Here is a 24,493-nt window from a genome sequence, read left to right on the forward strand (position 1 = left end):
TATGCAATTTACCGTTCAACACTTCATCGCCCTGCTGCCGCTGCTGGTCACCAGCGCCACGATTATCGTGGTGATGCTGGCCATCGCCTGGAAGCGTAACCACGCCTTGACCTTCGTCTTGTCGGTGCTGGGCCTCAACCTGGCCTTGCTGTCGATCATTCCAGCACTCAAGGTCGCGCCGTTGCAGGTCACCCCGCTGCTGCTGGTGGATAACTTCGCCTGTTACTACATGGCGCTGGTGCTGGCCGCGACCCTGGCCTGCGTGACCCTGACCCATGCCTATCTCGGCGAGGCCACCGTCGGCACTGGCGGAGCCAGCACGCAAGGCTACCCAGGCAACCGCGAAGAGATGTACCTGCTGATGCTGCTGTCCGCCGCGGGCGGGCTGGTACTGGTCAGTGCGCAGCACCTCGCAGGCCTGTTCATCGGCCTGGAACTGCTCTCGGTGCCGGTTTACGGCATGGTCGCCTACGCCTTCTTCAACAAGCGTTCGCTGGAAGCCGGCATCAAGTACATGGTGCTGTCGGCTGCCGGCAGCGCCTTCCTGCTGTTTGGCATGGCGCTGTTGTATGCCGAGTCGGGCAGCCTGAGTTTCGCCGAAATCGGCACCAACCTGGTGACCTACGGCAGCAGCCTGTTGGTGCAGATCGGCATCGGCATGATGCTAATCGGCCTGGCGTTCAAGTTGTCGCTGGTGCCCTTCCACCTGTGGACGCCGGATGTTTACGAAGGCGCGCCGGCACCGGTGGCGGCGTTTTTGGCGACGGCCAGCAAGGTCGCGGTGTTTGCCGTGTTGCTGCGTCTCTACCAAATATCCCCGGCCACCGCCGGCGGCTGGCTGAACGACTTGCTGACGGTGATCGCCATCGCCTCGATCCTCTTCGGCAACCTGCTGGCCTTGCTGCAAAGCAACCTCAAGCGTCTGCTCGGTTACTCCTCGATCGCCCATTTCGGTTACCTGCTGGTGGCGCTGGTGGCCAGTAAAGGCCTGGCCGTGGAAGCCATCGGCGTGTACCTGGCCACCTATGTGCTGACCAGCCTCGGCGCCTTCGGCGTGGTCACCCTGATGTCCACGCCTTACAACGGCCGCGATTGCGATGCGTTATACGAATACCGCGGCCTGTTCTGGCGGCGGCCGTACCTGACCGCCGTGCTTACCGTGATGATGCTGTCGCTGGCCGGCATCCCGCTGACCGCCGGCTTTATCGGCAAGTTCTACGTGATCGCCGCGGGTGTGCAAGCGCAACTCTGGTGGCTGCTCGGCGCCCTGGTACTGGGCAGCGCCATCGCGGTGTTCTACTACTTGCGCGTGGTGGTCACCCTGTTCCTCAGCGAGCCGAACCTGCGCCGTCACGATGCACCGTTCAACTGGGGCCAGCGTGCCGGCGGGATCATGCTGCTGTTCGTCGCCTTGCTGGCCTTCTTCCTCGGCGTCTACCCGCAGCCGTTGTTGGAGTTGGTGCAACAGGCCGGCCTCGCGGTCCTCTGAGGTCATGCAGAGCCCGGCCAGGGCTCTGCGTCCCGCCGACCTTGAGCGCAACACAGCGCTGTCAGGACCTTGCTGAACAGCTCGCGGTCAAGACCGCGCTCATGCAACACCACAGAAGCATAAAAAAGGGCGCCTTAGGCGCCCTCATTCCATTCGATCAACCCCGCATCAGATACGGAACTGGCGCACCAGTGCGCCTAAGCGTTCACCGAGGCCGGCAAGGTTGCGTGCAGTTTGTGCCCCTTGTTGGGTTTCATCGGCCACGCTGTCCACCGACACCGCAATCTGGTGCACGCTGCGGTTGATCTCCTCAGCCACTGCGGTCTGCTCCTCGGCCGCGCTGGCGATTTGCGCGTTCATCGCGTTGATGGTGCCAATCAGCTGCGCGATGGCGTCCAGCGAAGAGCCGGCCTTGTTGGCCTGCTCGCTGCTCAGTTCGCCAGCATCGCTGGACTGCCGCATCGAGGAAACCGCCTCATGCGTGCCTTTTTGCAAGCGGTCGATCATCCCCTGAATTTCCTGGGTGCTCTGCTGCGTGCGGCTGGCCAAGGCACGCACCTCATCGGCGACCACGGCAAAACCTCGCCCAGCCTCACCGGCGCGCGCGGCTTCGATGGCGGCGTTGAGCGCCAACAGATTGGTCTGCTCGGCAATCGAGCGGATTACATCGAGCACGCTGACAATCGACGACACGTCCTTCTGCAAACTGTCGAGCGACACGCCGCTCTCGCGAATATCCAGCACCAGCGCATGGATGCTGGCAATGCTGCCATTGACCACCAGCTTGGCGGCCTGGCCTTCAAGGTCGGTCTTTTGTGCGGCAACCGCAGCGCCTTGGGCACTTTGGGCAACCTCATGGGCTGCCGCGGACATCTGATTGATGGCCGTGGCGACTTGATCGGTTTCGTGTCGCTGCTGCTGCATGGCGTGCTCGGAGCGTTGTGTTTGCGCCGAGACCTGGCCGACCAGCTCGGTCAACTGCCCGGTCATCTCGACGATCTGCCGCACCAGACCGTGGATCTTCTCGACGAAACGGTTGAACGAACCCGCCAGTTGCCCCAGCTCGTCGTCGCCAGTGATTGGCAGGCGACGGGTCAGGTCGCCCTCGCCGGCGGCAATGTCGTCGAGGTTGTTTTTGATCTGCTGCAACGGCCGCAGGAAGGTATTGCTGAGGATCACCCCCAACACGCCGAATACCAGCAGCAGGATCGCCGCGATCACCAGGATGCTGGTGATGATGGTGCCGATACGCTCGTCGATGGCGTCCTGCACTTTGGCGATTTCGGCTTCGACACCATCGAGGTTGATCGCCGCGCCCACCGCCATGTCCCACTTCGGCAGGTAATAGCTGTACGCCAGTTTCGGCACCAGGATCGCCTCGTTACCCGGCAACGCCGACGAGTAATTGACGTAGTAGGTATTGTTCTTCGCAACGTTGACCAACTCACGGTTGAGGTAAACGCCGTTCGGGTCACGGCGATCCGCCAGGCTCTTGCCGACATCCACCGGGCTGTCGCCGCGGAACAGGCGCACCACATTGGAATCGTGGCCGAAGAAGTAACCATCCTTGCCGAACTTGATCTTCGCCAGCACGGCAATCGCCTGTTCACGGCTGGCCATATCGCCCGATGCGGCGGCGTCATAGAGCGTCTGCACCGAGCCCAGGGCGATCTGCACGTAATGCTGCAATTCGGTGCGGCTTTCCAGCAGCAAGCGCTCGCGGGTTTCTTCCACTTCCGCCGCCGCCAGGTTCTGCAACACTTTGGCCGCCGCGCCACTGAGTACCAGGGCAAACAGAATGACGGGCACCAGGGCCAGCAGCACCACTTTTGATTTCAATGTCAGGCGCATTGTCCTTTCCTCGAGAAACGCTCATGCCCAATACCGGGCAATCTCCCGCTTACCTGCGGCATGAGACGGCGTGCTGTTGTGGGAGCGCTCGACCACAGCGCCAAATAAAACGGGGCTACCGGTGTATCGGCAGCCCCGTGCAGAGGTTAAGCGCGGTTTGTTCGAATGCCGAGCACTCGCAATCGCTTACAGCACCATCGCGGCGACCCAACCAAACACCAGTAACGGCAAGTTGTAGTGCAGGAAGGTTGGCACCACGCTGTCCCAGATGTGGCTGTGCTGGCCATCGACGTTGAGGCCCGAAGTCGGCCCCAGGGTCGAGTCGGAGGCCGGCGAGCCGGCATCGCCCAGCGCGCCGGCAGTACCGACGATGCAGACGATGGCCAGCGGGCTGAAGCCCAGCTGCACGCCCAGCGGCACGAAGATCGCCGCAATGATCGGCACCGTGGAGAACGACGAACCGATGCCCATGGTCACCAGCAGGCCAACCAGCAACATCAGCAGTGCACCAATGGCTTTGTCGTGGCCAATCATCGCGGCCGAGCTATCGACCAGGGTTTTTACCTCGCCGGTGGCTTTCATCACTTCGGCGAAACCGGCGGCGGCAATCATAATGAAGCCGATCATCGCCATCATCTTCATGCCCTCGGTAAACAGGCCGTCGGCTTCTTTCCAGCGCACCACGCCGGAGATCGAAAAAATCACGAATCCCACCAGCGCGCCGATGATCATCGAGTCCAGCCACAGCTGCACGACGAAGGCTGCGGCAATCGCTACGCCCGCCACTAACAGGCTCAAGGGGTTGTAGGCAACGTCGATGCGCTCGGCTTGTTCGACCTTCGCCAGGTCATAGACACGCTTCTTGCGGTAGCTGAACAACACCGCCACCAGCAGACCGCACAGCATGCCCAGGGCCGGAATCGCCATGGCCTCGGTAACATTTACCGCACTGATGTCGACGCCAGCCTTGGCCACGTTAGCCAGGAGGATCTCATTGAGGAAAATCCCGCCAAAGCCCACCGGCAGGAACATGTAGGGCGTAATCAGGCCGAAAGTCAGTACGCAGGCGATCAAGCGCCGATCCAGCTGCAATTTGCTCAACACGTACAGCAGCGGCGGCACCAACAGCGGAATGAAGGCGATGTGGATCGGCAGGATATTCTGCGAAGCCACCGCCACCGCCAGCAACAGGGCAATCAAGACCCACTTAAGCATGCCGCCGCCCTGCATGTCCTGCTTGCCGACCATGGCCAAGGCCTTGTCGGCCAACGCGTGGGCCAAGCCGGATTTGGCAATCGCCACGGCAAACGCACCGAGCAACGCATAGGACAACGCCACCGTCGCGCCGCCGCCCAGGCCTTTGTTGAACGCGGCCAGCGAACCCTCAACGCCCAGACCGCCAAGCAAGCCACCGGCCAAGGCGCCAATGATCAAGGCGACCACCACATGCACCCGGCACAGGCTGAGGATCAGCATGATGCCGACTGCTGCAATTACTGCATTCATGAAACGCTCCTAGTGAAGCTTTTGCTGGAGAAACCCAAGAACCTGCCGCCAGTTGGCGGCATACCCCGAAAAAAGCCGCGTACTCTGCCGCAAGCGTCCTGGGCTGTCAAAAATACCCTGTGCGAAATACTGAGCAAATTGTGCATAATTCTTGCCTGCCAGTTTCACATCAGCCCGAACGGTCCAATAAAAGCGTCACCGCGCACTGCTTTTGATCAAGAAAGCCGCGTACGCGCCGATAGTGGACGTGTAGTACAACGAAGTAAGGAACCGCCCCCATGCTGTTCAGCCGTCTTTCGATCCAGTGGAAAATCACCCTGCTTGCCGGGCTCTGCTTATTGGCCATCGTGACGTTATTGGTGGGCGCCTCGCTCTACCAATCCACGCGCAGTGCCGAGCTGGTGCGCAGCTCCAGTAGCAGCATGCTCGAACAGAGCGCCAAGCTACGCCTGCAAGCGCGCGGCGAGTTGCAGGCGATCCGCATCCAGCGTTACTTCATGGATGCCTACCAATACGGCAAGGGGTTTTCCCGGCAGATTCTGTTTCTCCGCGAACAGGCGGAAAAACGCTTCCTCGATGCCTTCGACCTGCGCGAAGACCTGACCCGCCAAGTGCGCAGCAGCCTGGAAGCCAACCCCTCGCTGCTCGGTCTGTACGTGGTGTTCGAGCCTAACGCCCTGGATGGCAAGGACGAACTGTTCGTCGATCAGGCCGAGCTGGGCAGCAACGACAACGGGCGTTTCTCGCTGTACTGGGCACAGCCACAGCCCGGCAAGCTGGAATCGGAGTCGATGACCGAGGAATTGCTCAACGACACCAAGACCGGTCCAAGCGGCGATCCCTATAACGCTTGGTACACCTGCCCGCGCGACAACCGCAAAACCTGCGTGCTGGAGCCTTACTTCGATGAAGTCGGCGGGCAGCAGGTGCTGATGACCAGCATCGCCTTCCCCCTCGAACTGGACGGCAAAGTCGTCGGCGTGATGGGCGTCGATATCAGCCTCGACAGCCTGCAACAGCTGAGCAGCGAGGCGAACCGCGAGCTCTATGACGGCCAAGGGCATGTCAGCATCCTCAGCCCGTCGTCGCTGCTGGCCGGCCATAGCCGCGATGCCAGCCTGCTGAGCCAACCGGTCGACAAAGCGTATGCCGAGCATGCCAGCGAATTACGCAGCCGCATCGCTAACGGCGAAGCGGCCGAGTTGCAGCACGGCGACATGCTGCGCGTGCTGCAACCGTTCAAGCCGATTCCCGAATCCAAGCCTTGGAGCGTGCTGCTGGAGGTGCCGGAAAAAGTCCTGCTGGCCCCCGCGCTCACCCTCGAACAGCAACTTGAACAGCGCCGCACCGGCGACAGCGCCGTGGCCCTGCTGATTGGTCTGGTGGCCATGCTGCTCGGCTTGCTGCTGATGTGGTTGACCGCCCGCGGGGTGACCAAGCCGATTCTCGGCGTGGCCGCGATGCTGAAGAATATCGCCAGCGGCGAAGGCGATCTGACCCGCCGCCTGGACTACGCCAAGCAGGATGAGCTGGGCGAATTGGCAGGCTGGTTCAACCGCTTCCTCGACAAACTTCAGCCGATCATCGCCGACGTCAAACGCAGCGTGCAGGATGCGCGCAGCACCGCCGACCAGTCGGCGGCTATTGCCAGCCAAACCAGCGCCGGCATGCAGCAGCAGTTCCGCGAAGTCGACCAGGTGGCCACTGCTTTCCAGGAAATGAGCGCCACCGCTCAGGATGTCGCGCACAACGCCGCGCAAGCCGCCGAGGCCGCGCGCAGTGCCGACCAGGCCAGTCGCGAAGGCCTCGGGGTGATCGGCAAAACCACCTCGACCATCGAACTGCTGGCCAACGAAATGAACGTGGCTATGCAGGAAGTCGAGGGCCTGGCCAACAGCAGCGAACAGATTGGCTCGGTGCTCGAAGTGATCCGCTCGATTGCCGAGCAGACCAACCTGCTGGCGCTCAACGCCGCCATCGAAGCGGCGCGCGCCGGTGAGGCGGGTCGTGGCTTCGCGGTGGTCGCCGATGAAGTGCGTAACCTGGCCAAACGCACCCAGGACTCAGTGGAGGAAATCCGCCAGGTGATCGAGGGTCTGCAAAGCGGCACCAAGGAAGTGGTCAGCACCATGAGCAGCAGCCACCGTCAGGCCCAGGGCAGTGTCGAGCAGGTCGAGCAGGCAGTCGCCGCCCTGCAACGCATCAGCCAAGCCGTCAGTGTGATCACCGACATGAACCTGCAAATCGCCAGCGCCGCCGAAGAACAGAGTTCGGTGGCCGAGGAAATCAACCGCAACGTCGCCTCGATTCGCGATGTCACCGAAGCGATCTCCGGCCAGGCCGACGAGTCGGCACAGGTCAGCCAGGACCTCAACCGCCTGGCCAACCACCAACAAGGCCTGATGGATCAATTCCGTGTCTGACAGGTTGCGTACGCGAGAGCGGCTTCAGCCGCGAAAGGCTTGCACGCAGAGCTGACGCACCGTGGCTAAAGCCACTGCCATGAGCAGCGGTGGCGCCATTCGAGCGTTCGGCTGACGTGCCCCTCCTTGCCGCGCAGGCCTGCTGCCGCTAGCCTGCGCGTTTCTATTTTGGGGGATCGCACATGCTTAATATCGCTTTGGTTGCCGGCTCTGGTCGCAGCAACAGCCAATCGGGCAAGGTTGCGCGCTTTCTGCGGCAACGCCTGATCCAGCTTGAAAAAACCAGCGACGAGCTGAGCCATGTCATCGACCTGGGGCTGGCCCCCCTGCCCCTGTGGCCGGCCGACGACACTGGCCCCTGGGCACTGTACCGCCAACAGTTACAGGCCGCCGACGCCGTGGTAATCATCGCGCCGGAGTGGAACGGCATGGCCTGCCCGGCCATCAAGAACTTCTTTATCTATGCCAGCAAGACCGAACTGGCACATAAGCCGGGGTTGCTGGTCGGCGTTTCGTCCGGTATCGGCGGTGCCTATCCCATCAGCGAACTGCGCGCCTCCAGCTACAAGAACTGCCGGCTGTGTTACGTGCCCGAACACTTGATCGTGCGTCACGTCGAGAACGTGCTGAACAGCCCCGAGGCTGCCAGCGAAGACGACCAGCGCCTGCGCGCACGCATCGACTATGACCTGGACATCCTGGTCAAGTACGCCAATGCCTTGAAACCCGTGCGTGAAACTATCGACCTGAGCATCCCGGCATTTGCCAACGGCATGTGAAACGCCGGTTTTAAAGATGGTCTGGGTTACGGATTACAGAAGAACGCGTGCATAGGTGGGCGGCTTTAACCGCGTAAGAGCTTCAGTTTGCGAAGATTCTCGCGGATAAAGCCGCCCCCACGAAAAGCGCGGCGAGTCGCGCCGCACGTCATCCGGGCATGCCAGTAATCAGGCCGGGCATCACACCTTGCGTAGCGCGCGCAGCGGCAGTTCGATGCGCACGCACAAACCGCCTAACTCACTGTCGAGCAGCTCAAGCCGGCCGCCCCAGGCATCGACGATATCGCGCACGATGCCCAGGCCTAAACCGTGCCCAGCCACTTGTTCATCCAGACGCGTGCCACGACTCAGCACTTCCTCGCGCTGATCGCTGCCGATGCCCGGGCCATCGTCGTCGACGCTCAACAGGTAATGCTGCGGCGTACGTTGAATATGCAGGCGGACCTGGCCGCGCGCCCATTTGCAGGCGTTGTCCAGCAGGTTGCCGAGGAGTTCCAGCAAGTCCTCGCGGTCCCAGGGCAGGCGCAAACCCGGTGCGGCCTGCCACTCCAGTTGCAGGTTACGGTCGTGGATCATCGCCAGGGTGGAAAACAGCCCTGGCAGCTCCTCGGTGCACTCGAAGTGCGCGCCGGGCAAGGCTTCTCCTGCCAGGCGTGCGCGGCTCAGTTCGCGGGCCAGGCGTTGCTCGATTTGTTCCAACTGCTCGAACAGGGTGCTGCGCAATTGCGGGTACTCTTGCAACTCCTCACGCGAGGCCAGGCTGACCAGCACCGCCAGCGGGGTTTTCAACGCATGGCCGAGGTTGCCGAGGGCATTGCGCGAGCGCTTCAGGGTGTCTTCGGTATGCGCCAGCAGGTGGTTGATCTGCGCCACCAACGGCTCCAGTTCCTGCGGCACCTGGGTATCGAGCTCCGCACGCTGGCCTTGCTGCAACTGCGCGATCTGTTGGCGCGCCTGTTCGAGAGGGCGCAACGCCCGGCTGACTGTCAGTCGTTGCAGCAGCAGGATCAGCAGTAAAGCACCCAAACCCAGCCCCAGGCCGATTTGCTGCACCCGGCGGAAGCTTTTCAGCACCGGGGTATAGTCCTGCGCCACATAGATCGACAGGTGCTCGCCGAAGCGTTGGTAATCGCCGCGGTAGGTCAGTAGCAACTGGCCCTGCGGACCGTCGCCCAGTTCGGTCTGTAAGCCCGCGGCCTGGGTCGGTTTCAGCTCGCGGTCCCATAACGAACGTGAGCGCCACGTTTTGTCGGCAAAGTCGATACGGAAATACAGCCCTGAAAAGGGCCGCTGAAAGGCCGCGCTGAGGCGCAGCTCATCCAACTGTACGCCTTGCGGGCCACGCACCAGGGCAATCAACAGGGTTTCGGCTTCGTCTTTCAGGCCGGCTTGCAGGTAACGCCGCAGGCTGTGGTCGAACAGCCAGAGGCTGGTCTGCGCCAGCAATAGACCGACGACCAGCAGCACGCTGATCAAGCCCAGGCTCAAGCGTCGCTGAATCGACCTCAAGCAGCATCTCCACTGAAACGATAGCCCTGGCCACGGCGGGTCTCGATGACCTCCCGGCCCAGTTTGCGACGCAGGTGGTTGACGTGCACTTCAATGACATTCGAGTCGCGCTCGGTCTCGCCGTCGTACAGGTGCTCGGCCAGATGGCTTTTCGAGAGAATCTGCCCGGCATGCAACATGAAATAGCGCAGCAAGCGGAACTCCGCCGCCGTCAGGTCCACTTCATCGCCATTGCGACTGACGCATTGCCGGCTTTCGTCCAACTGCAAGCCCGCGGCGTGCAACTGCGGCTGGTTGGCCAAGCCCCGCGCGCGACGCAACAGGGCCTGGATGCGCAGTTGCAGCTCTTCCGGGTGGAAGGGCTTGGTCAGGTAGTCGTCGGCACCGACCTTCAGCCCTTCGATACGTTCGGCCCAGGAGCCACGCGCCGTAAGGATCAGCACCGGCGTCGCGATACCGCCGGTGCGCCACTCTTGGAGCACCTCCAAGCCAGGTTTGCCCGGCAGGCCGAGGTCGAGAATGATCAAGTCATAGGGCTCGCTCGCCCCCTGATACACCGCATCGCGGCCGTCGGCCAACCAATCCACCGCATAGCCCTGACGCGTAAGGCCGGCGAGTAGCTCGTCGGCCAGGGGTACGTGGTCTTCCACTAGCAGCAGGCGCATTCAGTCGTCTACCTCGTCCTTCAGGATGCGCCCATCGCGGGCATCCAGCTCCAATTCACGAACCACACCTTGCTCGGTCAGCAGTTCGACTTCATAGACGAAAATATCGTCCTCTTCTTCCAGCTCGGCTTCCAACAAGGTGGCGCCAGGGTAACGCTGCAGCGCCGGACGCATGAGTTGTTCGAGCGGCAGGATCACGCCTTCACGGCGCAAACGCAGCGCTTCGTCCTGATCCAGATCCCGCGCGCTGGCGGTAAACGCCAGCGCAATCAGCACCAGGAGCAACAGCGCGCGGTAACCGGCGGTGTCTTTCATTAGTCGTCCTGGTGATTCTTCAGAATCTGGGCATTGGTGGCGTCCAGTTCCATGTCCCACTGCAAGCCTTGCGGATCGCGCACTTCAACTTGGTAAATGTAGCGGCCGTACTCCTCTTCCAGCTCGGTTTCTTCAATCGCGCCGCCTGGGTGCTGGGCCAGCGCTGCGGCATTGAGCTTTTCAAACGACTGAATGGTGCCGGCGTCACGCAGTTTCAGCGCTTCGTCCGGGCCGAGATCGCGAGCCTGGGCAACGCCGGCGGTGACGGTCAGCGCGGCAACAGCGAACAGTGCGGTCAATGTTTTCATGGTCAATCTCCGTGGGAATATGCTTTCGACGCTGTTCACTTTACGCACGACGACTTAATTCAAGCTGAATTCACCGATGCCTGTCATACGCGCGGCCGGCCCACCTTATCGATAGGCAATGCCTGCATCATTCATAGGCTGAAGTGACTTGGCCTGTTCAATCAGCACTCTATAATCGCTGCCTTGCGTGATGGAGGCCAGCATGAGTGCGATTCAGATCAAATCCCCTGCCCTGACGATCAAGGCCGGTTCCCGAGCCTTGGCACGCATCCGCGAGCGCGGCTTGCAACCGGCGGATGTGGGCATTTTGCCTGGCGCCGCCGGCGGACCAAAAGCGCTGGGGATTCAGGGGCTGGATCTGGCCTTGTTCGGCGACTGGTTGCCCCGCGCACCGCGCGAACGCTCGCTGATCGGCGCATCCATCGGCTCCTGGCGTTTCGCCAGCGCCTGCCTGCCCAATGCCGCCGAGGGTATCCGGCGCTTGGGCGAACTCTATACCGCGCAGCGTTTCGCCAAAGGCGTGAGCATGGCCGAGGTCTCGCGCAGTTGCAGCCTGATGCTCGACGAACTGCTCAATGGCCAGGACGCCAGCGTTCTGAGCAACCCGGATTACCGCCTGAACATTGTCGTGGTAAAGAGCCACGGCCTGCTCGCCCTGGATCGTCGCGGCGCACTGGGCCTGGGCCTCTCATCGGTAATCGGTAGCAACATCCTCGGTCGTCCACGGCTGGCTCGGCATTTCGAGCGGGTGATCCTGCACGATGCACGCCTGCCGCCACCGTTGAGCGAACTAACCGACTTCCCGTCGCGCTACCTGCACCTGGACAGCGGCAACCTGCGTCATGCACTGCTGGCGTCCGGCTCGATCCCCATGGTCATGGAAGGCGTGCGCGACATTCCCGGCGCAGGTCCCGGCACCTACCGTGACGGCGGTTTGCTCGATTACCACCTTGATCTGCCCTACAGCGGCAACGATATCGTGCTCTACCCGCATTTCACCGACAAAGTCATTCCCGGTTGGTTCGACAAGAGCATGCCTTGGCGCCGTGGCAATGCCGGGCGCTTGCAGGACGTGCTGCTACTCGCACCGTCGCGTGAATACCTGGCCCGCCTACCGCACGCTAAATTGCCGGACCGCAAGGATTTTAGCCGCTACCTCGGCGACGATGCCGGGCGCCAACGCTACTGGCGCAAGGCGATGGACGAAAGCCGCCGACTCGGCGACGAGCTCCTCGAACTAGCGGATAGCGGGCGCCTGGCGGAGCGCCTGGTCGCACTTTAGCAGGCCGTTGAAAAATGTAGGCGAGGCAGCCGAGACAAGGCAAAAACGGCCGAAAAAGCGCAGTTTACGTGGTGTAAATGAGCATTTTGACGGGGGCGCCTAGCTTGGGCTCGCATTTGAGGCCGTTTTTAACGCCGTATCGGCAACGTAGGTAGTTTTTCAACGGCCTGCTAGCGAATTGAAGCGACACGGATCAGCCATTAGGCTGGCGGGCCCGAAACCAAGGAAGGCGTGTTATGAAACTGGCGGTCGCCATCATCCATGGCATCGGTACGCAGCCCGATAGCCGCGACAGCGAGGGCCAACACGCGTTTGCCCAAGCACTTATCCGCGGCCTGCGCCAGCGCCTCGGCGCAGACGCCAATCACGTGGCGTTCCAGAGCCTGTACTGGGCCAGTGTGTTGGATAAGCGCCAACTCGCCTACCTCGACCGACTGCACGACCAACCGATTCGCTGGCGCTGGCTACGGCGCATCGTCACCCTGTTTCTCGGTGATGCCAGTGGCTACCGCAAGGTCAGCCAGGCCTACGACACCACCTACGAAGAAGTGCATCAATGCCTGCGCAGTGGCCTCAATGCCCTGCGTGCCAAAGTCGACGCCAACACGCCGCTGGTGGTGCTGGCCCATTCATTGGGCGGGCACATCTTTTCCAATTTCGTCTGGGATCAGCAACGCATCAACAAAACCCCCAGTTGCCCGCACGATCCGTTTCTTGCACTGGAAACCCTGGCCGGGTTGGTGACCTTCGGCTGCAATATTCCGCTGTTCACCTTCGCCTACGATCCGGTGGTGCCGATCCGCTTCCCCGGCCATTGCCTGAGCGACCCTATGCGCGAACGCGCGCGCTGGCTCAACCTGTATGCGCCCGCCGATCCGCTGGGCTACCCGCTGCGGCCGTTGCCGAATTATGCCGCGGTGGTCGCCGAAGACTGCGCCATGCCAGTCGGCCCCTGGTATAAGCGACACACGCCATTGAGCCACTTGGCTTATTGGGAAGACCGACACTTTCATAGTTATGTCGCGCGACACTTATGTGAACTTCTATCCGCCAGCCCGGCGCCGCACCAACCACGTTAATCGGCACAAAAAAACATGGCGCCCGCCGACTCATAACAGTACGCCAGATACTGTCGGAGCCTGAGGACGCCATGTTATCGCAGCGCTAGGGTGTAGCGCCGATTGGCGGCAGCCTGTGCCGCCTTGTCTAACTTAAGTTACCAGGCTGCCAGCGCCGGGTTTCTTTGTATGTAGCTTTGCGCTGTAGCGGTGCCACTTTCTTCACGATTTTTCGCCCACTGGGTTAACAGCGCCATCATCATAAAACCACCGACGATCAACACTGGATACGCAGCCAACAGTTCGACCAAGGAATACTTCCAGGCCAACGGACGACCGACCCCCAACATGGCGGCATAAAACCATGACACGCCTGATAATGCACCGGCGAAAAGCGCGAACATACGCATGTTGAATTGCAACTTCAGCAGCGAGCCAGCCTTCTGCAACGCTGGTAGAACCAGGCTATGCAGGAGCATACCGTTGAACGTCAGCAACATGACGATAGCGACTTTCGCTTGTAACTTCGGATTGAGCAGATAGGACAAGCCTTTGTCCGACATGTCGACCCAAATGATCGCAATACCAGTTATCCAGAGTACAGCCAGTGCACCGGAAACCGTTTTTTGCAGGCTTTCCATATGCCGAGTGTCTTGCAAGTGTGTTTTCTCACCTTTGATCAACTCTCTGATCATGGCGAAATCACTGGTTAATACCATGCCAATTGCAACACAACAGGCGATCAAGTGAGCGTACACAATCCCTAAGCGCAAAAATTCCATGGTCGTCTTTTGCTCAAAAAACGAAGTAATTAGAGTGAATTCCATGGGTGCCTCTTTTTTATAATCACGGGTGAACCACATCGACTACGCCAAATGGTTCGTTTTGGTTTTTACATTTGCAGTGAAGAAACGACTCCAGTGCAACTTTCGGATTTCAATTATGAAACGCTAAGTGCATAACAGCCTGGCGAATGAACTTTCAATCATTCGATTTCCTCTTTCAAAAGTAAAAAAGCTTCCTCGCACATGACGCGTCATGTGAGAAAAAAGCTCCTGGTTGGATGAAAGCGAGGCTATCGAGCTCGCCGTCGTCTGGCTACTTTATGAGCAGAAAAACATGAATCCGTTCAATTTTTGATCAGAACGCCCGACAGACGGTGCTGATCTTATGACGCCAGAAATTAGTGGCCACTGGCCAGGAAAATCACTGCCGATGCCACTGTGATCGGCTGACGCAGCCTCGCTCAGACCACCTGCGCTACGCGCTGGAGCCCGCGCAGCCCAGGTAAAACCTGGACTCAGCCGATTATTTGCAAAAAAACCAGCATTTTTCAGACGCCTATGTGACTCGACAGTCAACTTCAGTCATCAACAGTTATGACTGAGCGGTGTAGCGTTATCGCCACCAGCTCTTAAGACATTTGGGATCACCCGGAGAAACCGACCCCATGAACGCGCCACTGCGTTTTAACGAAGCACTGCTGATCGCCGACCGCGCTTTTCAACCCTTCCAATGCGTCGCCTGGGCACCGCAAGACGGCACCGGCGAGCTCAGCCTGACCGTCATCGACCGCACCAGCACCCGGCTTCTGGGACGCACGCAGCTGTCCAGCAGCATCTACAGCGACCCCGTGCAATTGGCCAAGGTATTGAAAAAGTCCCGCGACGATCTGAGCAAGCAAGGCTTCGATCTGGAACCGTGGAGCATGCCGGAATAACCCACGGCTGATGACGGGCCTTGCATAAGGCCCGTCTGATCGGCGCCTTCCTGGCGCTGATCAACGTGGCAATATCTGTGGGCTTTTTGGCCTTGTTGCCATCATTGCGTTGAGCGCAGACTGCATCCATCGCTCAGCGAGACACTCCCCCATGGATGCGCCAAGAACCATTGCCTGCCTGCTGTACCCAGCGTTGAGCGAATTCACCTGAAAGCCGCGCGCAACCTGTTGCAAGACGCCCAGACGTCGATCGACACAGTGGCGCGCCTGACCGGTTTCGGCCACCCAGAAAATCTGCGCCGCACCTTTCATAAACACCTGGCAATCAGCCCGCAGGCATACAGCGAACGCTTTGCCTGATCCCCGTTCAAGGAGCCGACCATGCTGCAACTGCGCCCTAACTGCGAATGCTGTGACCGCGACCTTCCCGCCGCCACCGATGAAGCGCTGATCTGCTCGTTCGAATGCACCTTCTGCCGCGACTGTGGCGAAGGACAACTGCAGCTGCGCTGCCCTAACTGCGCTGGCGAGCTGGTCAGACGGCCAATTCGCCCCGCTGCCAAGCTGGCCCAATTCCCCGCCGCGACTGAGCGTGTATTCAAGCCCTGCTCCTGAGGCGCACGGCTTACCGACACGGGCAACGCTCAAGCAAAGAGGTTATTCAGGCTCTTGTTGAGTGGGCGAATAGCCTGGCGCAGGCGCTGCACAAAAACAAAAAGGCGACCTTGAGGTCGCCTTTTTCGGTTGCCGTTTGAGCACTGCGCGGTCGCGAACGAAACGGCAACAGACCCTAGTAGTAGGCGTTTTCTTTGTTAGTGTGATCGGTCACGTCACGTACGCCTTTGAGCTCGGGAATGCGCTCCAGCAGGGTTTTTTCGATACCCTCCTTGAGCGTCAGATCGACCTGACCACAGCCCTGGCAACCGCCGCCGAATTTCAATACGGCGATGCCATCGTCGACCACATCGATCAAGCTGACTTCACCGCCATGGCTGGCCAAACCGGGATTGATCTCGGTTTGCAGGTAATAGCTGATGCGCTCGTTGATCGGACTGTCTTCGTTGACCATCGGCACCTTGGCGTTTGGCGCCTTGATGGTCAGCTGGCCGCCCATGCGGTCAGTGGCGTAATCGACCACGGCATCTTCCAGGAAGGGTTCGCTGACCGCGTCGATCCAAGCCGTGAAGCTGGCCAGGGCCAGGGCCGTATCTTCCGCTTTCTGCTCGCCGGGCTTGCAGTAGGCGATGCAGGTTTCAGCGTACTGGGTGCCCGGTTGGGTAATGAATACGCGAATGCCGATACCCGTGGTGCTCTGCTTGCTCAGCAGATCAGCCAGATAGTCGTGGGCCGCGTCGGTAATGGTAATAGTGCTCATGGCAACTCCTCGCAAACATGCGCGCAGTGTACGCCACTCGCCTGCAGCGGGCAAAGTCCTAGCATTTTAGTAGGAATACCCATCGCCCTCGGCTGTTCGCAGCATCAAGCACGAGAGCGGCCTGTTAGAGCCCATCACGCCCACGAGCCCGAGCGCCGGGCGGAACCGCAAGCGCTCCCCCTGTTGGGCTTCGGCGCCAGCTCCTCAGGCTGCGCGCCCCGCCCCAACCTACAGGTTCTGATAACGATTCATATCCAGTACACCGGCTTCGACCGGTTCGGTTTCGCGGATATACGCCGACAGGTCGTGAAAGTAGCGCCAGAATTCGGGATGGCTGCGGCGAATCCCCCAGCGCTCGACAACCCGCTCGAGGCTGCCGGCATCACGCACCTGTTCCAGTGCCGCAACGAACTCGGGCACCTGCTCTGCCTTGAGATTGAAGATGAAGTTCGGGTAACTGCTGAGTACGCCTGGGGAAACGGTCAACGTATCCAGTTTTGGCTGATAGCGCAGTTCCTCGCCGAGCATGAACGCCACGTTGCTGTGCGCCCGGTTGCGCAGCAGGCTGTAGACCTCGCGTTGGCCATCAGCCAGCTCGACGCGCAGCACGGTCGTCTCGGGCAACTGCTCGATGACCTTCAAACCGCCAGCCGGCTTGCTCGCCAGCCGACTGAGCGTCTGTTCGACCCCTTGCAACTGAGGCGAGAGACCATCGCGGTGGCACTGCGCGCCACTGCAGCGATTGATCGGGTCGGGTCGCGCATTGAGGTCGGCATAGCGCGCCAGCAACGCCTCGACAAAGCTGCGCTTGGGGTCTTGTTGATCGAGATGCAGGGCGCTCGGGCTTTCATCGTCGATGCCCTGATAATCCATCCACATCTTCAACTTGCCGCTGTTCTGGTACCAGTCGTCGAGGATCGCCTGGCGCGATTCTGCCGGCATCAGGCGCAGGAAGTTCTGCTCGGCACCGTTGCGGATCAGATCGAAGTACAAGCGGGTCTGCGCCTGGTGCGAGACATTGCCGTATACGTCGAAATTCACCACCAACTGGTAATAGGTACGCTCCAGCAACGGGTAATCCATCCACCAAAGCGTCTGCGGAATTTCCCCGAGCAGGCCTTTGCGCACTGAGGCGCTGTCATGCTGACGGAAGATCGACAGCAGTGCGTTGTCGTTACCCGCCCAAATATGCGACCAACTCGGCGCGGGGGCATCGGCGTAGGTCTCCATGCGCAAGGCCTCGTAGGCATTGCGCTTGTCGCGGTAGCTGCGCCACAAGCCGAGCAAGTCGCCGATATCGTCAAACTGGCCCGGCATGGCCAATAACGGCGTCGCCTCGGCGCGGTACTCGGCATTGCTCATATACAGGTCGTGCTGCGGGTCCTGGAACACCACCCAGAAGTTATCGCGGATCACGTCGGTGGCAATCTGCCCGCGGCACACCGGGCCGCGAATAAAGGTACGCACGAAGTACTCGGCGTTATCCAGCATGAACTGGTAGCGCGCCTGCGGCGGGATCGCCGCGAACGTCTCGAACGGATTGGCACGGCGCTGAGCGCCATAGCCGGGCACGGTCTCGACCTGCCAGTCACTGGCGAAGAACAGCTCCTTGACCCGTGCCAGTTTCTTCGGCCCGAGCGGATAGGTGATGTGGGTCTTGTGCATAATCACGCCCTGGATCGGCGCTAGACGGTAATAGAACTCGGTACCGGGGTCATCGTTCGGCCGGCGCGTGGCAATCGGATCGACCGGCTTGCCGGTGGGAGTACGCGAACGCACCAGTTGGAAGAAATGCCCAGGCTCGCCGCCCTCGAAATACAAATGCGCGAGGAACAGGTGTTCATACAGCCAACGCCCGACCAGGTCTTCACGGGCGCCCGGCGAATTGAGTAGCGCTTCCCAGGTCGCGATTTGTCTGGTTTCGGCAGCACTGGCTTGCAGCATCTGCTGATCGACCGGCGCGCCTTCGGCCAGCCATCGCTGCACGGTTTGATAATCCGCCTCACTCAGGCCGGTTACCGCGAAAGGCATGCCCGCCTGCGGATGCTTCTGCGCGAACGCGTCGAATTCGTCCGGCCGCGCACACTGATTGGCACGGTTGATACTGATATCCAGGTCATCTGGCAGCTTGGCATTGGCTTGCAGCGGCGTGGCACGGCCCAGCTCGAGCATGCGCGCCATCAATGCAGCCTGGCTGCCCTGCTGCTCCAGCACCGAGAAGAAATCCTTGCGCCGCCAGGCATCGCTGCCGTGAGCATCGAGAAACAGGCGAGTGGTGTCCTGCGTGGCGGTGCGCGTGCCGTTATACACCGGCAGCTTGTTCGCACCACGCGTGGCGCCTTCGGCGCTGCCCAGGTTGAGCTGGCACGGCGCGTCGTAACAAGCGTGGCAAGCCACACAGTTCTGCGTGAAGATCGGCTGAACATCGCGGCTGTAGGAAATCGGCTGCGCCGCAAGCAACGGGCTGATGAGCAAACAACAAGCGCTGAGCAAGGCGCGATACTGCATATCCCTATCCCTAATTTAGCAATGGCGGCGATTCTAGCCGCCATGCGCCATGCAAGGCCAACGCATCAACATGAGCCTGATTCATGTAAAAGGCCGACCTGCTGCAAAAGCGCACAGGTTTGCTATCATCGCGCACCTTTTTGTTTCAGCTTTGCTCAGGTAATTCCGTCCATGTCTCTGTCCGATCGTAGCGCCCGCCTCCACGCACTTCAGCAAGCCCTGAAGGAACGCATCCTGATCCTCGACGGCGGCATGGGCACCATGATCCAGAGCTACAAGCTGGAAGAAGAGGACTACCGCGGCGCGCGCTTCGCCGATTGGCCGCAGGATGTCAAAGGCAACAACGACCTGTTGATTCTCAGCCGCCCGGATGTGATCGGCGCCATTGAGAAGGCCTATCTGGATGCCGGTGCCGACATTCTCGAAACCAACACCTTCAACGCCACTCAAGTGTCCCAGGCCGACTACGGCATGCAGTCCCTGGCCTATGAGCTGAATGTCGAAGGCGCACGCCTGGCCCGTAAAGTGGCCGATGCCAAGACCCTGGAAACCCCGGATCGCCCGCGTTTCGTTGCCGGCGTATTAGGCCCAACCAGCCGCACCTGCTCGATCTCCCCGGATGTGAACAACCCTGGCTACCGCAACGTCACCTTCGACGAACTGGTGGAAAACTACGTGGAAGCCACCCGCGGCCTGATCGAAGGTGGCGCGGACATGATCCTGATCGAAACAATCTTCGACACCCTCAACGCCAAGGCGGCGATCTTCGCCGTGCAACAGGTGTTCGAGGACGATGGCGTTGAACTGCCGATCATGATCTCCGGCACCATCACCGATGCCTCCGGCCGCACCCTGTCCGGGCAGACCACCGAAGCGTTCTGGAACTCGGTGCGTCACGCCAAGCCGATCTCCGTGGGCCTGAACTGCGCCCTCGGTGCCAAGGACCTGCGTCCGTACCTCGAAGAGCTGGCGGCCAAGGCGGAAACCAACGTCTCCGCTCACCCCAACGCCGGCCTGCCGAATGCCTTCGGTGAATACGATGAAACCCCGGCGGAAATGGCCGTGGTGGTCGAAGAGTTCGCCGCCTCGGGCTTTTTGAACATCGTTGGCGGCTGCTGCGGCACCACGCCGGCGCATATCCAGGCGATTGCCGAAGCGGTGAGCAAATACCCGCCACGCGTGATTCCGGAGATCCCCAAGGCCTGCCGTCTGTCGGGTCTTGAGCCCTTCACCATCGACCGCAACTCGCTGTTTATCAACGTCGGCGAGCGTACCAATATCACCGGTTCGGCCAAGTTCGCCCGGCTGATCCGCGAGGACAACTACACCGAAGCCCTCGAAGTCGCCCTGCAGCAGGTGGAAGCCGGCGCGCAGGTGATCGACATCAACATGGACGAGGGCATGCTCGATTCACAGAAGGCCATGGTCACCTTCTTGAATCTGATTGCCGGCGAGCCGGATATCTCGCGCGTACCGATCATGATCGACTCCTCCAAATGGGAAGTGATCGAAGCTGGCCTCAAGTGCATCCAGGGCAAGGGCATCGTCAACTCGATTTCGATGAAGGAAGGCGTCGAGCAGTTCAAGCACCACGCCAAGCTGTGCAAGCGCTACGGCGCCGCCGTGGTGGTGATGGCCTTCGACGAAGCCGGCCAGGCCGACACCGCCGCGCGCAAGCGCGAGATTTGCCAGCGCAGCTACGACATTCTGGTCAACGACGTGGGCTTCCCGCCGGAAGACATCATCTTCGACCCGAATATCTTCGCCGTGGCCACGGGCATTGAGGAACACAACAACTACGCGGTCGACTTTATCGAGGCCTGCGCCTATATCCGCGACCACCTGCCCCACGCCCTGAGCTCGGGCGGCGTGTCCAACGTGTCGTTCTCCTTCCGCGGCAACAACCCGGTGCGTGAAGCCATTCACTCGGTGTTCTTGTACTACGCGATCCAGAACGGCCTGACCATGGGCATCGTCAACGCCGGCCAACTGGAAATCTACGACGAGATTCCCAAGGAACTGCGCGACGCGGTGGAAGATGTGGTGCTTAACCGCCACGCAGGCAGCACCGAAGCGCTGCTGGCGATCGCCGACAACTACAAGGGCGACGGCAGCGTCAAGGAAGTTGAGACCGAAGAATGGCGCAGCTGGAGCGTGGTCGACCGCCTCAAGCATGCGCTGGTCAAGGGCATCACCAGCCATATCATCGAAGACACCGAGGAATGCCGTCAGCAGTGCACACGGCCCATCGAAGTCATCGAAGGCCCACTGATGGCCGGGATGAACGTGGTCGGCGACCTGTTCGGCGCCGGCAAGATGTTCCTGCCGCAAGTGGTGAAATCAGCTCGGGTGATGAAGCAGGCGGTCGGGCACCTGATCCCCTTTATCGAGCTGGAAAAAGGCGACAAGCCGGAAGCCAAGGGCAAGATCCTCATGGCTACCGTGAAAGGCGACGTGCACGATATCGGCAAGAATATCGTCGGCGTGGTTCTAGGGTGCAATGGCTACGATATCGTCGACCTGGGCGTGATGGTGCCGGCGGAGAAGATTCTGCAAACCGCGATTGCCGAAAAATGCGACATCATCGGCCTGTCCGGCCTGATCACCCCGTCGCTGGATGAGATGGTGCATGTCGCCCGCGAAATGCAGCGCCAGGGCTTTAGCCTGCCGCTGATGATCGGCGGCGCGACCACCTCCAAGGCCCACACCGCGGTGAAGATCGAGCCCAAGTACCAGAACGATGCCGTGGTCTACGTCACCGACGCCTCGCGCGCGGTCGGCGTGGCCACTCAGCTGCTGTCCAAGGAATTGAAAGCCGATTTTGTCGAGCGTACTCGCCTCGACTACATCGAAGTACGCGAACGTACCGCCAACCGCAGCGCCCGCACCGAGCGCCTGAGCTACGCCAAATCGGTGGAAAACAAACCCAAGTTCGACTGGGCGACCTATCAGCCCACCGTGCCGAGATTTACCGGCGTGAAGGTGCTAGAGAATATCGACCTCAAGGTGCTGGCCGAATATATCGACTGGACGCCGTTCTTTATCTCCTGGGACCTGGCCGGCAAGTTCCCGCGCATCCTCACCGATGAAGTGGTCGGCGAAGCCGCCACCGCACTGTATGCCGACGCCCAGGAAATGCTGAAGAAGCTGATCGACGAGAAGCTGATCAGCGCCCGCGCCGTCTTCGGCTTCTGGCCAGCCAACCAGGTGAACGACGACGATCTGGATGTCTACTCAGGCAACGGCGAGAAACTGGCCACCCTGCACCACCTGCGCCAGCAAACCATCAAGCCGGACGGCAAGCCGAACTACTCGCTGGCTGACTTCGTTGCGCCGAAGGACAGCGGTATCACCGACTACGTCGGCGGTTTTATCACCACCGCCGGCATCGGCGCAGAAGAAGTAGCCAAGGCCTATCAGGACGCTGGCGACGACTACAACTCGATCATGGTCAAAGCCCTGGCTGACCGCCTGGCCGAAGCCTGCGCCGAATGGCTGCACCGCGAAGTGCGCACCAACTACTGGGGTTATGACCCGGAAGAAGCATTGAGTAATGACGAGCTGATCAAGGAAGCCTACAAAGGCATCCGCCCTGCTCCCGGCTACCCGGCCTGCCCGGACCACACCGAGAAGAAGACTCTGTTCAACCTGCTCGACCCGATTGCCGAATTCGACAAGGCCGGCCGTAGCGGCGTATTCCTCACCGAGCACTACGCCATGTTCCCCGCCGCCTCCGTCAGCGGCTGGTACTTCGCCCACCCACAGGCGCAGTACTTCGCCGTCGGCAAGATCGACAAGGATCAGGTGCAAAGCTATACCGCCCGTAAGCAGCAGGATCTGAACGTCAGCGAACGCTGGTTGGCGCCGAACCTGGGCTACGACAATTGAGGTAAGCCACACAACCGCACTAGCAGGTGTGGCCCTTATTTACAGCGGGATCAGTCGTGACGGAAATCATCGCAGTCTTCCTTGGCATGGCCATCACGCTCGCGCTGTTAACGGTGCTCTGGGCTGCACGGCTACGCCGCAAACCCAGTCGGCAAACGCCATGGGTTGCTTGCCCGGCGCTGCTCGACAAGCTCTCCGAGGGGGTCATGCTGGTCGATGCCAACGGCATCATCCGCCAACCCAACAAGGCGGCAGCCCATCTGTTTGGCCTAAGCCCGGCAGAGCTCGATGGCACTCACCTCGCCACCTGGCTGCCGCAGTTTGCCAATGCGGCGCAACGCACTGACGCGGCAGCGAGCGGCTTGCGTCAGCACACCAACGCCTTGCGTCGCGACGGCCTGCCATATCCGCTCGAAATCAGCTGCCTGAACATCGCGCAAGAGACCTCGGCCGACACGGCGGTGATTGTGCTTATCCATGCGCCCCCTGACGACAGTGGATCAAGCGAAGATGTCGAGCGCTTCAAACGCAGTCAGTACTTCGCTCGCATCGGCACCTGGGATTGGCGAATCGACACCGACCAGCTTTATTGGTCGGACGCCATTTACGGCATGTTCGGCTACCAGGTCGGAGAAGTAACGCCCTCCTACGAGCGCTTCTGCGCCAGCGTCCACCCAGAAGACCGCACCCATGTCCGGGCTGGCGAGTTACGGTGCATCGAAACCGGTGAAAATCACGACGAAGAGTACCGGGTGCTCTGGCCCGACGGCACCCAGCGCTGGCTTCGCGAAACCGGCAACGTGATCAAGGACGCGCAGGGTAACGCACTGAAAATGATGGGCGTGGTGCGTGATATCACCGAAGAAAAAGCCTGGGCCAATCAGCTGCATCAGCGCGCCCATTACGATCCGCTGACGGGCTTGGCCAACCGCCTGGTATTCGAAGAGCACTTGGCCAAAGCCCTCGACCGGGCCCGGCGCAATACGACCCGGGTGATTCTGGTGTTTATCGACCTCAACGGCTTCAAGGCGATCAATGACCGCCACGGGCATGCCGCCGGCGACAGCGTACTGATCAGCACCTGTGCACGACTCAGCGCTGCGCTACGTGAGTCGGATACCCTGGCGCGTATTGGCGGCGATGAATTCGTCGCCATTCTGGAGGGCATCGTCGCGGGCAACGACGTCAAGGAAGAGGCCCATAACATCGCGGGCAAAGTCCTCGCCGCTCTCGCACTGCCGATTCAAGTGGGCAGCACACATCAACGCATCGGCGCGAGCCTGGGCATTGCAGTGTTCCCGGATCACGCGCCGACGATGGATAAGCTCATTCATATCGCCGACCTGGCGATGTATGAAGCCAAGCGCAGCGGCAATAACCAGTACCGCTTGGGCCACAGCCTAGCGCTGCATGCCCAGATTCAGGACGAGTAGCCACCAACACACGCCGGCGTGGCACTCAGCTCAGGCGCGAAGTCGACTTGCGGATGATCTTGATCGAATGTTTCAGCGTCGGTTTGCGCGTCACGCTGATGGCCTTGCGGCTCACCGTGTCGATAGTGATATTCCAGAAACCGCTGCTCGGTACGGTGATCTTGGCGGGAAAGCTGTCGAACGCGCCGCCGTGGTAGGTATGCCGGCCGCCATTCTTGAAGCTGCGAAAATTCGCATCGCTCATCAGGCGGATATTGCAGGTCTGCGAGCACTCGATGACGACAATATCGTCTTCGTTGAGGTGTTCGCGTTGGTGTATGAATTTCATCTACCGCTCCGCACAGCTTTGTCAGCTAAATCAAACCGCTAGTATGAGTGTGTAGG

18 protein-coding genes and 4 pseudogenes are annotated in these 24,493 nt (G+C 60.6%); 11 read left to right on the plus strand and 11 right to left on the minus strand.

Translation table 11 applies throughout. From position 1 onward, the window contains the following. Window position 1: 1 nt before the first annotated feature. On the plus strand, window positions 2-1,489 hold the full coding sequence (gene nuoN / locus B3M58_RS16845; RefSeq protein WP_296220832.1) for an NADH-quinone oxidoreductase subunit NuoN: 1,488 nt from the start codon (window positions 2-4) through the stop codon (window positions 1,487-1,489). A 168-nt stretch (window positions 1,490-1,657) separates the two neighbouring features. Here the strand turns inward: nuoN and B3M58_RS22645 are convergent. The 3 genes and pseudogenes from B3M58_RS22645 to B3M58_RS16855 form a co-directional block, all read right to left on the minus strand. After that, window positions 1,658-2,152, minus strand: a pseudogene (locus B3M58_RS22645) (methyl-accepting chemotaxis protein); the annotation flags it as partial. Between the two features lie 363 nt (window positions 2,153-2,515). Then, window positions 2,516-3,340 (minus strand): annotated as a pseudogene (locus tag B3M58_RS22650) (cache domain-containing protein); the annotation flags it as partial. A 186-nt stretch (window positions 3,341-3,526) separates the two neighbouring features. Beyond that, window positions 3,527-4,846 carry a Na+/H+ antiporter family protein gene (locus tag B3M58_RS16855; RefSeq protein WP_296220834.1) on the minus strand — a complete coding sequence of 440 codons (1,320 nt, stop codon included), beginning with the start codon at window positions 4,844-4,846 and terminating at the stop codon, window positions 3,527-3,529. 497 nt (window positions 4,847-5,343) lie between these two features. Here B3M58_RS16855 and B3M58_RS22655 point away from each other — a divergent pair. The 3 genes and pseudogenes from B3M58_RS22655 to B3M58_RS16865 all read left to right on the plus strand — a co-directional run. Next, window positions 5,344-6,411 (plus strand): annotated as a pseudogene (locus tag B3M58_RS22655) (HAMP domain-containing protein); the annotation flags it as partial. A 345-nt stretch (window positions 6,412-6,756) separates the two neighbouring features. Continuing rightward, window positions 6,757-7,269, plus strand: a pseudogene (locus B3M58_RS22660) (methyl-accepting chemotaxis protein); the annotation flags it as partial. Between the two features lie 182 nt (window positions 7,270-7,451). Beyond that, window positions 7,452-8,048: an NADPH-dependent FMN reductase gene (locus B3M58_RS16865; RefSeq protein WP_296220836.1), complete on the plus strand. Its 597-nt coding sequence runs from the start codon at window positions 7,452-7,454 to the stop codon at window positions 8,046-8,048. 180 nt (window positions 8,049-8,228) lie between these two features. Here B3M58_RS16865 and B3M58_RS16870 read toward each other — a convergent pair whose 3' ends face one another. The 4 genes from B3M58_RS16870 to B3M58_RS16885 are packed head-to-tail and all read right to left on the minus strand — an operon-like array spanning window position 8,229 to window position 10,845. Beyond that, complete coding sequence (locus B3M58_RS16870) at window positions 8,229-9,557, minus strand: sensor histidine kinase (protein ID WP_296220837.1); 1,329 nt, start codon at window positions 9,555-9,557, stop codon at window positions 8,229-8,231. Further along, window positions 9,554-10,222: a response regulator transcription factor gene (locus tag B3M58_RS16875; protein ID WP_296220838.1), complete on the minus strand. Its 669-nt coding sequence runs from the start codon at window positions 10,220-10,222 to the stop codon at window positions 9,554-9,556. Before B3M58_RS16875 ends, B3M58_RS16870 begins: the two co-directional genes overlap by 4 nt. Then, window positions 10,223-10,537 carry a PepSY domain-containing protein gene (locus B3M58_RS16880; RefSeq protein WP_296220839.1) on the minus strand — a complete coding sequence of 105 codons (315 nt, stop codon included), beginning with the start codon at window positions 10,535-10,537 and terminating at the stop codon, window positions 10,223-10,225. Next, window positions 10,537-10,845, minus strand: coding sequence for a PepSY domain-containing protein (locus B3M58_RS16885; protein WP_296220840.1), 309 nt, complete (start codon window positions 10,843-10,845; stop codon window positions 10,537-10,539). The genes B3M58_RS16880 and B3M58_RS16885 overlap by 1 nt, the downstream gene beginning before the upstream one ends. A gap of 202 nt (window positions 10,846-11,047) precedes the next feature. Here B3M58_RS16885 and B3M58_RS16890 point away from each other — a divergent pair, with 202 nt between their 5' ends. Continuing rightward, window positions 11,048-12,127, plus strand: coding sequence for a patatin-like phospholipase family protein (locus B3M58_RS16890; protein ID WP_296220842.1), 1,080 nt, complete (start codon window positions 11,048-11,050; stop codon window positions 12,125-12,127). Window positions 12,128-12,363: 236 nt separating this feature from the next. Continuing rightward, on the plus strand, window positions 12,364-13,206 hold the full coding sequence (locus tag B3M58_RS16895; RefSeq protein ID WP_296220843.1) for a hypothetical protein: 843 nt from the start codon (window positions 12,364-12,366) through the stop codon (window positions 13,204-13,206). Window positions 13,207-13,343: 137 nt separating this feature from the next. On the opposite strand, the gene B3M58_RS16900 is transcribed toward B3M58_RS16895, so the two are convergent. After that, the gene (locus B3M58_RS16900; protein ID WP_296220844.1) at window positions 13,344-14,012 is read right to left on the minus strand and encodes a hypothetical protein; all 669 of its coding nucleotides are present in this window, start codon (window positions 14,010-14,012) and stop codon (window positions 13,344-13,346) included. Between the two features lie 623 nt (window positions 14,013-14,635). Here B3M58_RS16900 and B3M58_RS16905 point away from each other — a divergent pair. The 3 genes from B3M58_RS16905 to B3M58_RS16915 all read left to right on the plus strand — a co-directional run bounded on the left by B3M58_RS16905 (window position 14,636) and on the right by B3M58_RS16915 (window position 15,520). Then, the gene (locus B3M58_RS16905; RefSeq protein ID WP_296220846.1) at window positions 14,636-14,905 is read left to right on the plus strand and encodes a hypothetical protein; all 270 of its coding nucleotides are present in this window, start codon (window positions 14,636-14,638) and stop codon (window positions 14,903-14,905) included. A gap of 120 nt (window positions 14,906-15,025) precedes the next feature. Continuing rightward, window positions 15,026-15,265, plus strand: a complete 240-nt coding sequence (locus B3M58_RS16910; RefSeq protein WP_296221046.1) for a helix-turn-helix domain-containing protein — start codon at window positions 15,026-15,028, stop codon at window positions 15,263-15,265. Between the two features lie 21 nt (window positions 15,266-15,286). Next, complete coding sequence (locus B3M58_RS16915) at window positions 15,287-15,520, plus strand: DUF1272 domain-containing protein (RefSeq protein ID WP_296220848.1); 234 nt, start codon at window positions 15,287-15,289, stop codon at window positions 15,518-15,520. Window positions 15,521-15,695: 175 nt separating this feature from the next. Here B3M58_RS16915 and nfuA read toward each other — a convergent pair whose 3' ends face one another. Together nfuA and B3M58_RS16925 are read right to left on the minus strand one after the other, a co-directional pair. Next, complete coding sequence (gene nfuA, locus B3M58_RS16920; protein WP_296220849.1) at window positions 15,696-16,280, minus strand: Fe-S biogenesis protein NfuA; 585 nt, start codon at window positions 16,278-16,280, stop codon at window positions 15,696-15,698. Between the two features lie 228 nt (window positions 16,281-16,508). Beyond that, entirely contained in the window at window positions 16,509-18,788 is a 2,280-nt protein-coding gene (locus tag B3M58_RS16925) for a fatty acid cis/trans isomerase (RefSeq protein WP_296220850.1), read from the minus strand. A gap of 171 nt (window positions 18,789-18,959) precedes the next feature. Here B3M58_RS16925 and metH point away from each other — a divergent pair, with 171 nt between their 5' ends. Next, window positions 18,960-22,676 carry a methionine synthase gene (gene metH / locus B3M58_RS16930; protein ID WP_296220851.1) on the plus strand — a complete coding sequence of 1,239 codons (3,717 nt, stop codon included), beginning with the start codon at window positions 18,960-18,962 and terminating at the stop codon, window positions 22,674-22,676. Between the two features lie 56 nt (window positions 22,677-22,732). Further along, window positions 22,733-24,109 (plus strand): sensor domain-containing protein, encoded by a 1,377-nt coding sequence (locus tag B3M58_RS16935; RefSeq protein WP_296220853.1) that lies wholly within the window; start codon window positions 22,733-22,735, stop codon window positions 24,107-24,109. A 25-nt stretch (window positions 24,110-24,134) separates the two neighbouring features. On the opposite strand, the gene B3M58_RS16940 is transcribed toward B3M58_RS16935, so the two are convergent. Next, the gene (locus B3M58_RS16940) at window positions 24,135-24,437 is read right to left on the minus strand and encodes a DUF1883 domain-containing protein (protein ID WP_296220855.1); all 303 of its coding nucleotides are present in this window, start codon (window positions 24,435-24,437) and stop codon (window positions 24,135-24,137) included. Window positions 24,438-24,493 lie beyond the last annotated feature (56 nt).

It is taken from the genome of Pseudomonas sp. UBA2684, from assembly GCA_002354655.1.
Lineage (GTDB): Bacteria > Pseudomonadota > Gammaproteobacteria > Pseudomonadales > Pseudomonadaceae > Aquipseudomonas.

Bases quoted from the DNA above. Each gene is read 5' to 3' on its own strand.
- nuoN (WP_296220832.1), top strand. From the start codon at position 2: ATGCAATTTACCGTTCAACACTTCATCGCCCTGCTGCCGCTGCTGGTC.
- B3M58_RS16855 (WP_296220834.1), bottom strand. From the start codon at position 4,846: ATGAATGCAGTAATTGCAGCAGTCGGCATCATGCTGATCCTCAGCCTG.
- B3M58_RS16865 (WP_296220836.1), top strand. From the start codon at position 7,452: ATGCTTAATATCGCTTTGGTTGCCGGCTCTGGTCGCAGCAACAGCCAA.
- B3M58_RS16875 (WP_296220838.1), bottom strand. From the start codon at position 10,222: ATGCGCCTGCTGCTAGTGGAAGACCACGTACCCCTGGCCGACGAGCTA.
- B3M58_RS16880 (WP_296220839.1), bottom strand. From the start codon at position 10,537: ATGAAAGACACCGCCGGTTACCGCGCGCTGTTGCTCCTGGTGCTGATT.
- B3M58_RS16885 (WP_296220840.1), bottom strand. From the start codon at position 10,845: ATGAAAACATTGACCGCACTGTTCGCTGTTGCCGCGCTGACCGTCACC.
- B3M58_RS16890 (WP_296220842.1), top strand. From the start codon at position 11,048: ATGAGTGCGATTCAGATCAAATCCCCTGCCCTGACGATCAAGGCCGGT.
- B3M58_RS16895 (WP_296220843.1), top strand. From the start codon at position 12,364: ATGAAACTGGCGGTCGCCATCATCCATGGCATCGGTACGCAGCCCGAT.
- B3M58_RS16900 (WP_296220844.1), bottom strand. From the start codon at position 14,012: ATGGAATTCACTCTAATTACTTCGTTTTTTGAGCAAAAGACGACCATG.
- B3M58_RS16905 (WP_296220846.1), top strand. From the start codon at position 14,636: ATGAACGCGCCACTGCGTTTTAACGAAGCACTGCTGATCGCCGACCGC.
- B3M58_RS16915 (WP_296220848.1), top strand. From the start codon at position 15,287: ATGCTGCAACTGCGCCCTAACTGCGAATGCTGTGACCGCGACCTTCCC.
- nfuA (WP_296220849.1), bottom strand. From the start codon at position 16,280: ATGAGCACTATTACCATTACCGACGCGGCCCACGACTATCTGGCTGAT.
- B3M58_RS16925 (WP_296220850.1), bottom strand. From the start codon at position 18,788: ATGCAGTATCGCGCCTTGCTCAGCGCTTGTTGTTTGCTCATCAGCCCG.
- metH (WP_296220851.1), top strand. From the start codon at position 18,960: ATGTCTCTGTCCGATCGTAGCGCCCGCCTCCACGCACTTCAGCAAGCC.
- B3M58_RS16940 (WP_296220855.1), bottom strand. From the start codon at position 24,437: ATGAAATTCATACACCAACGCGAACACCTCAACGAAGACGATATTGTC.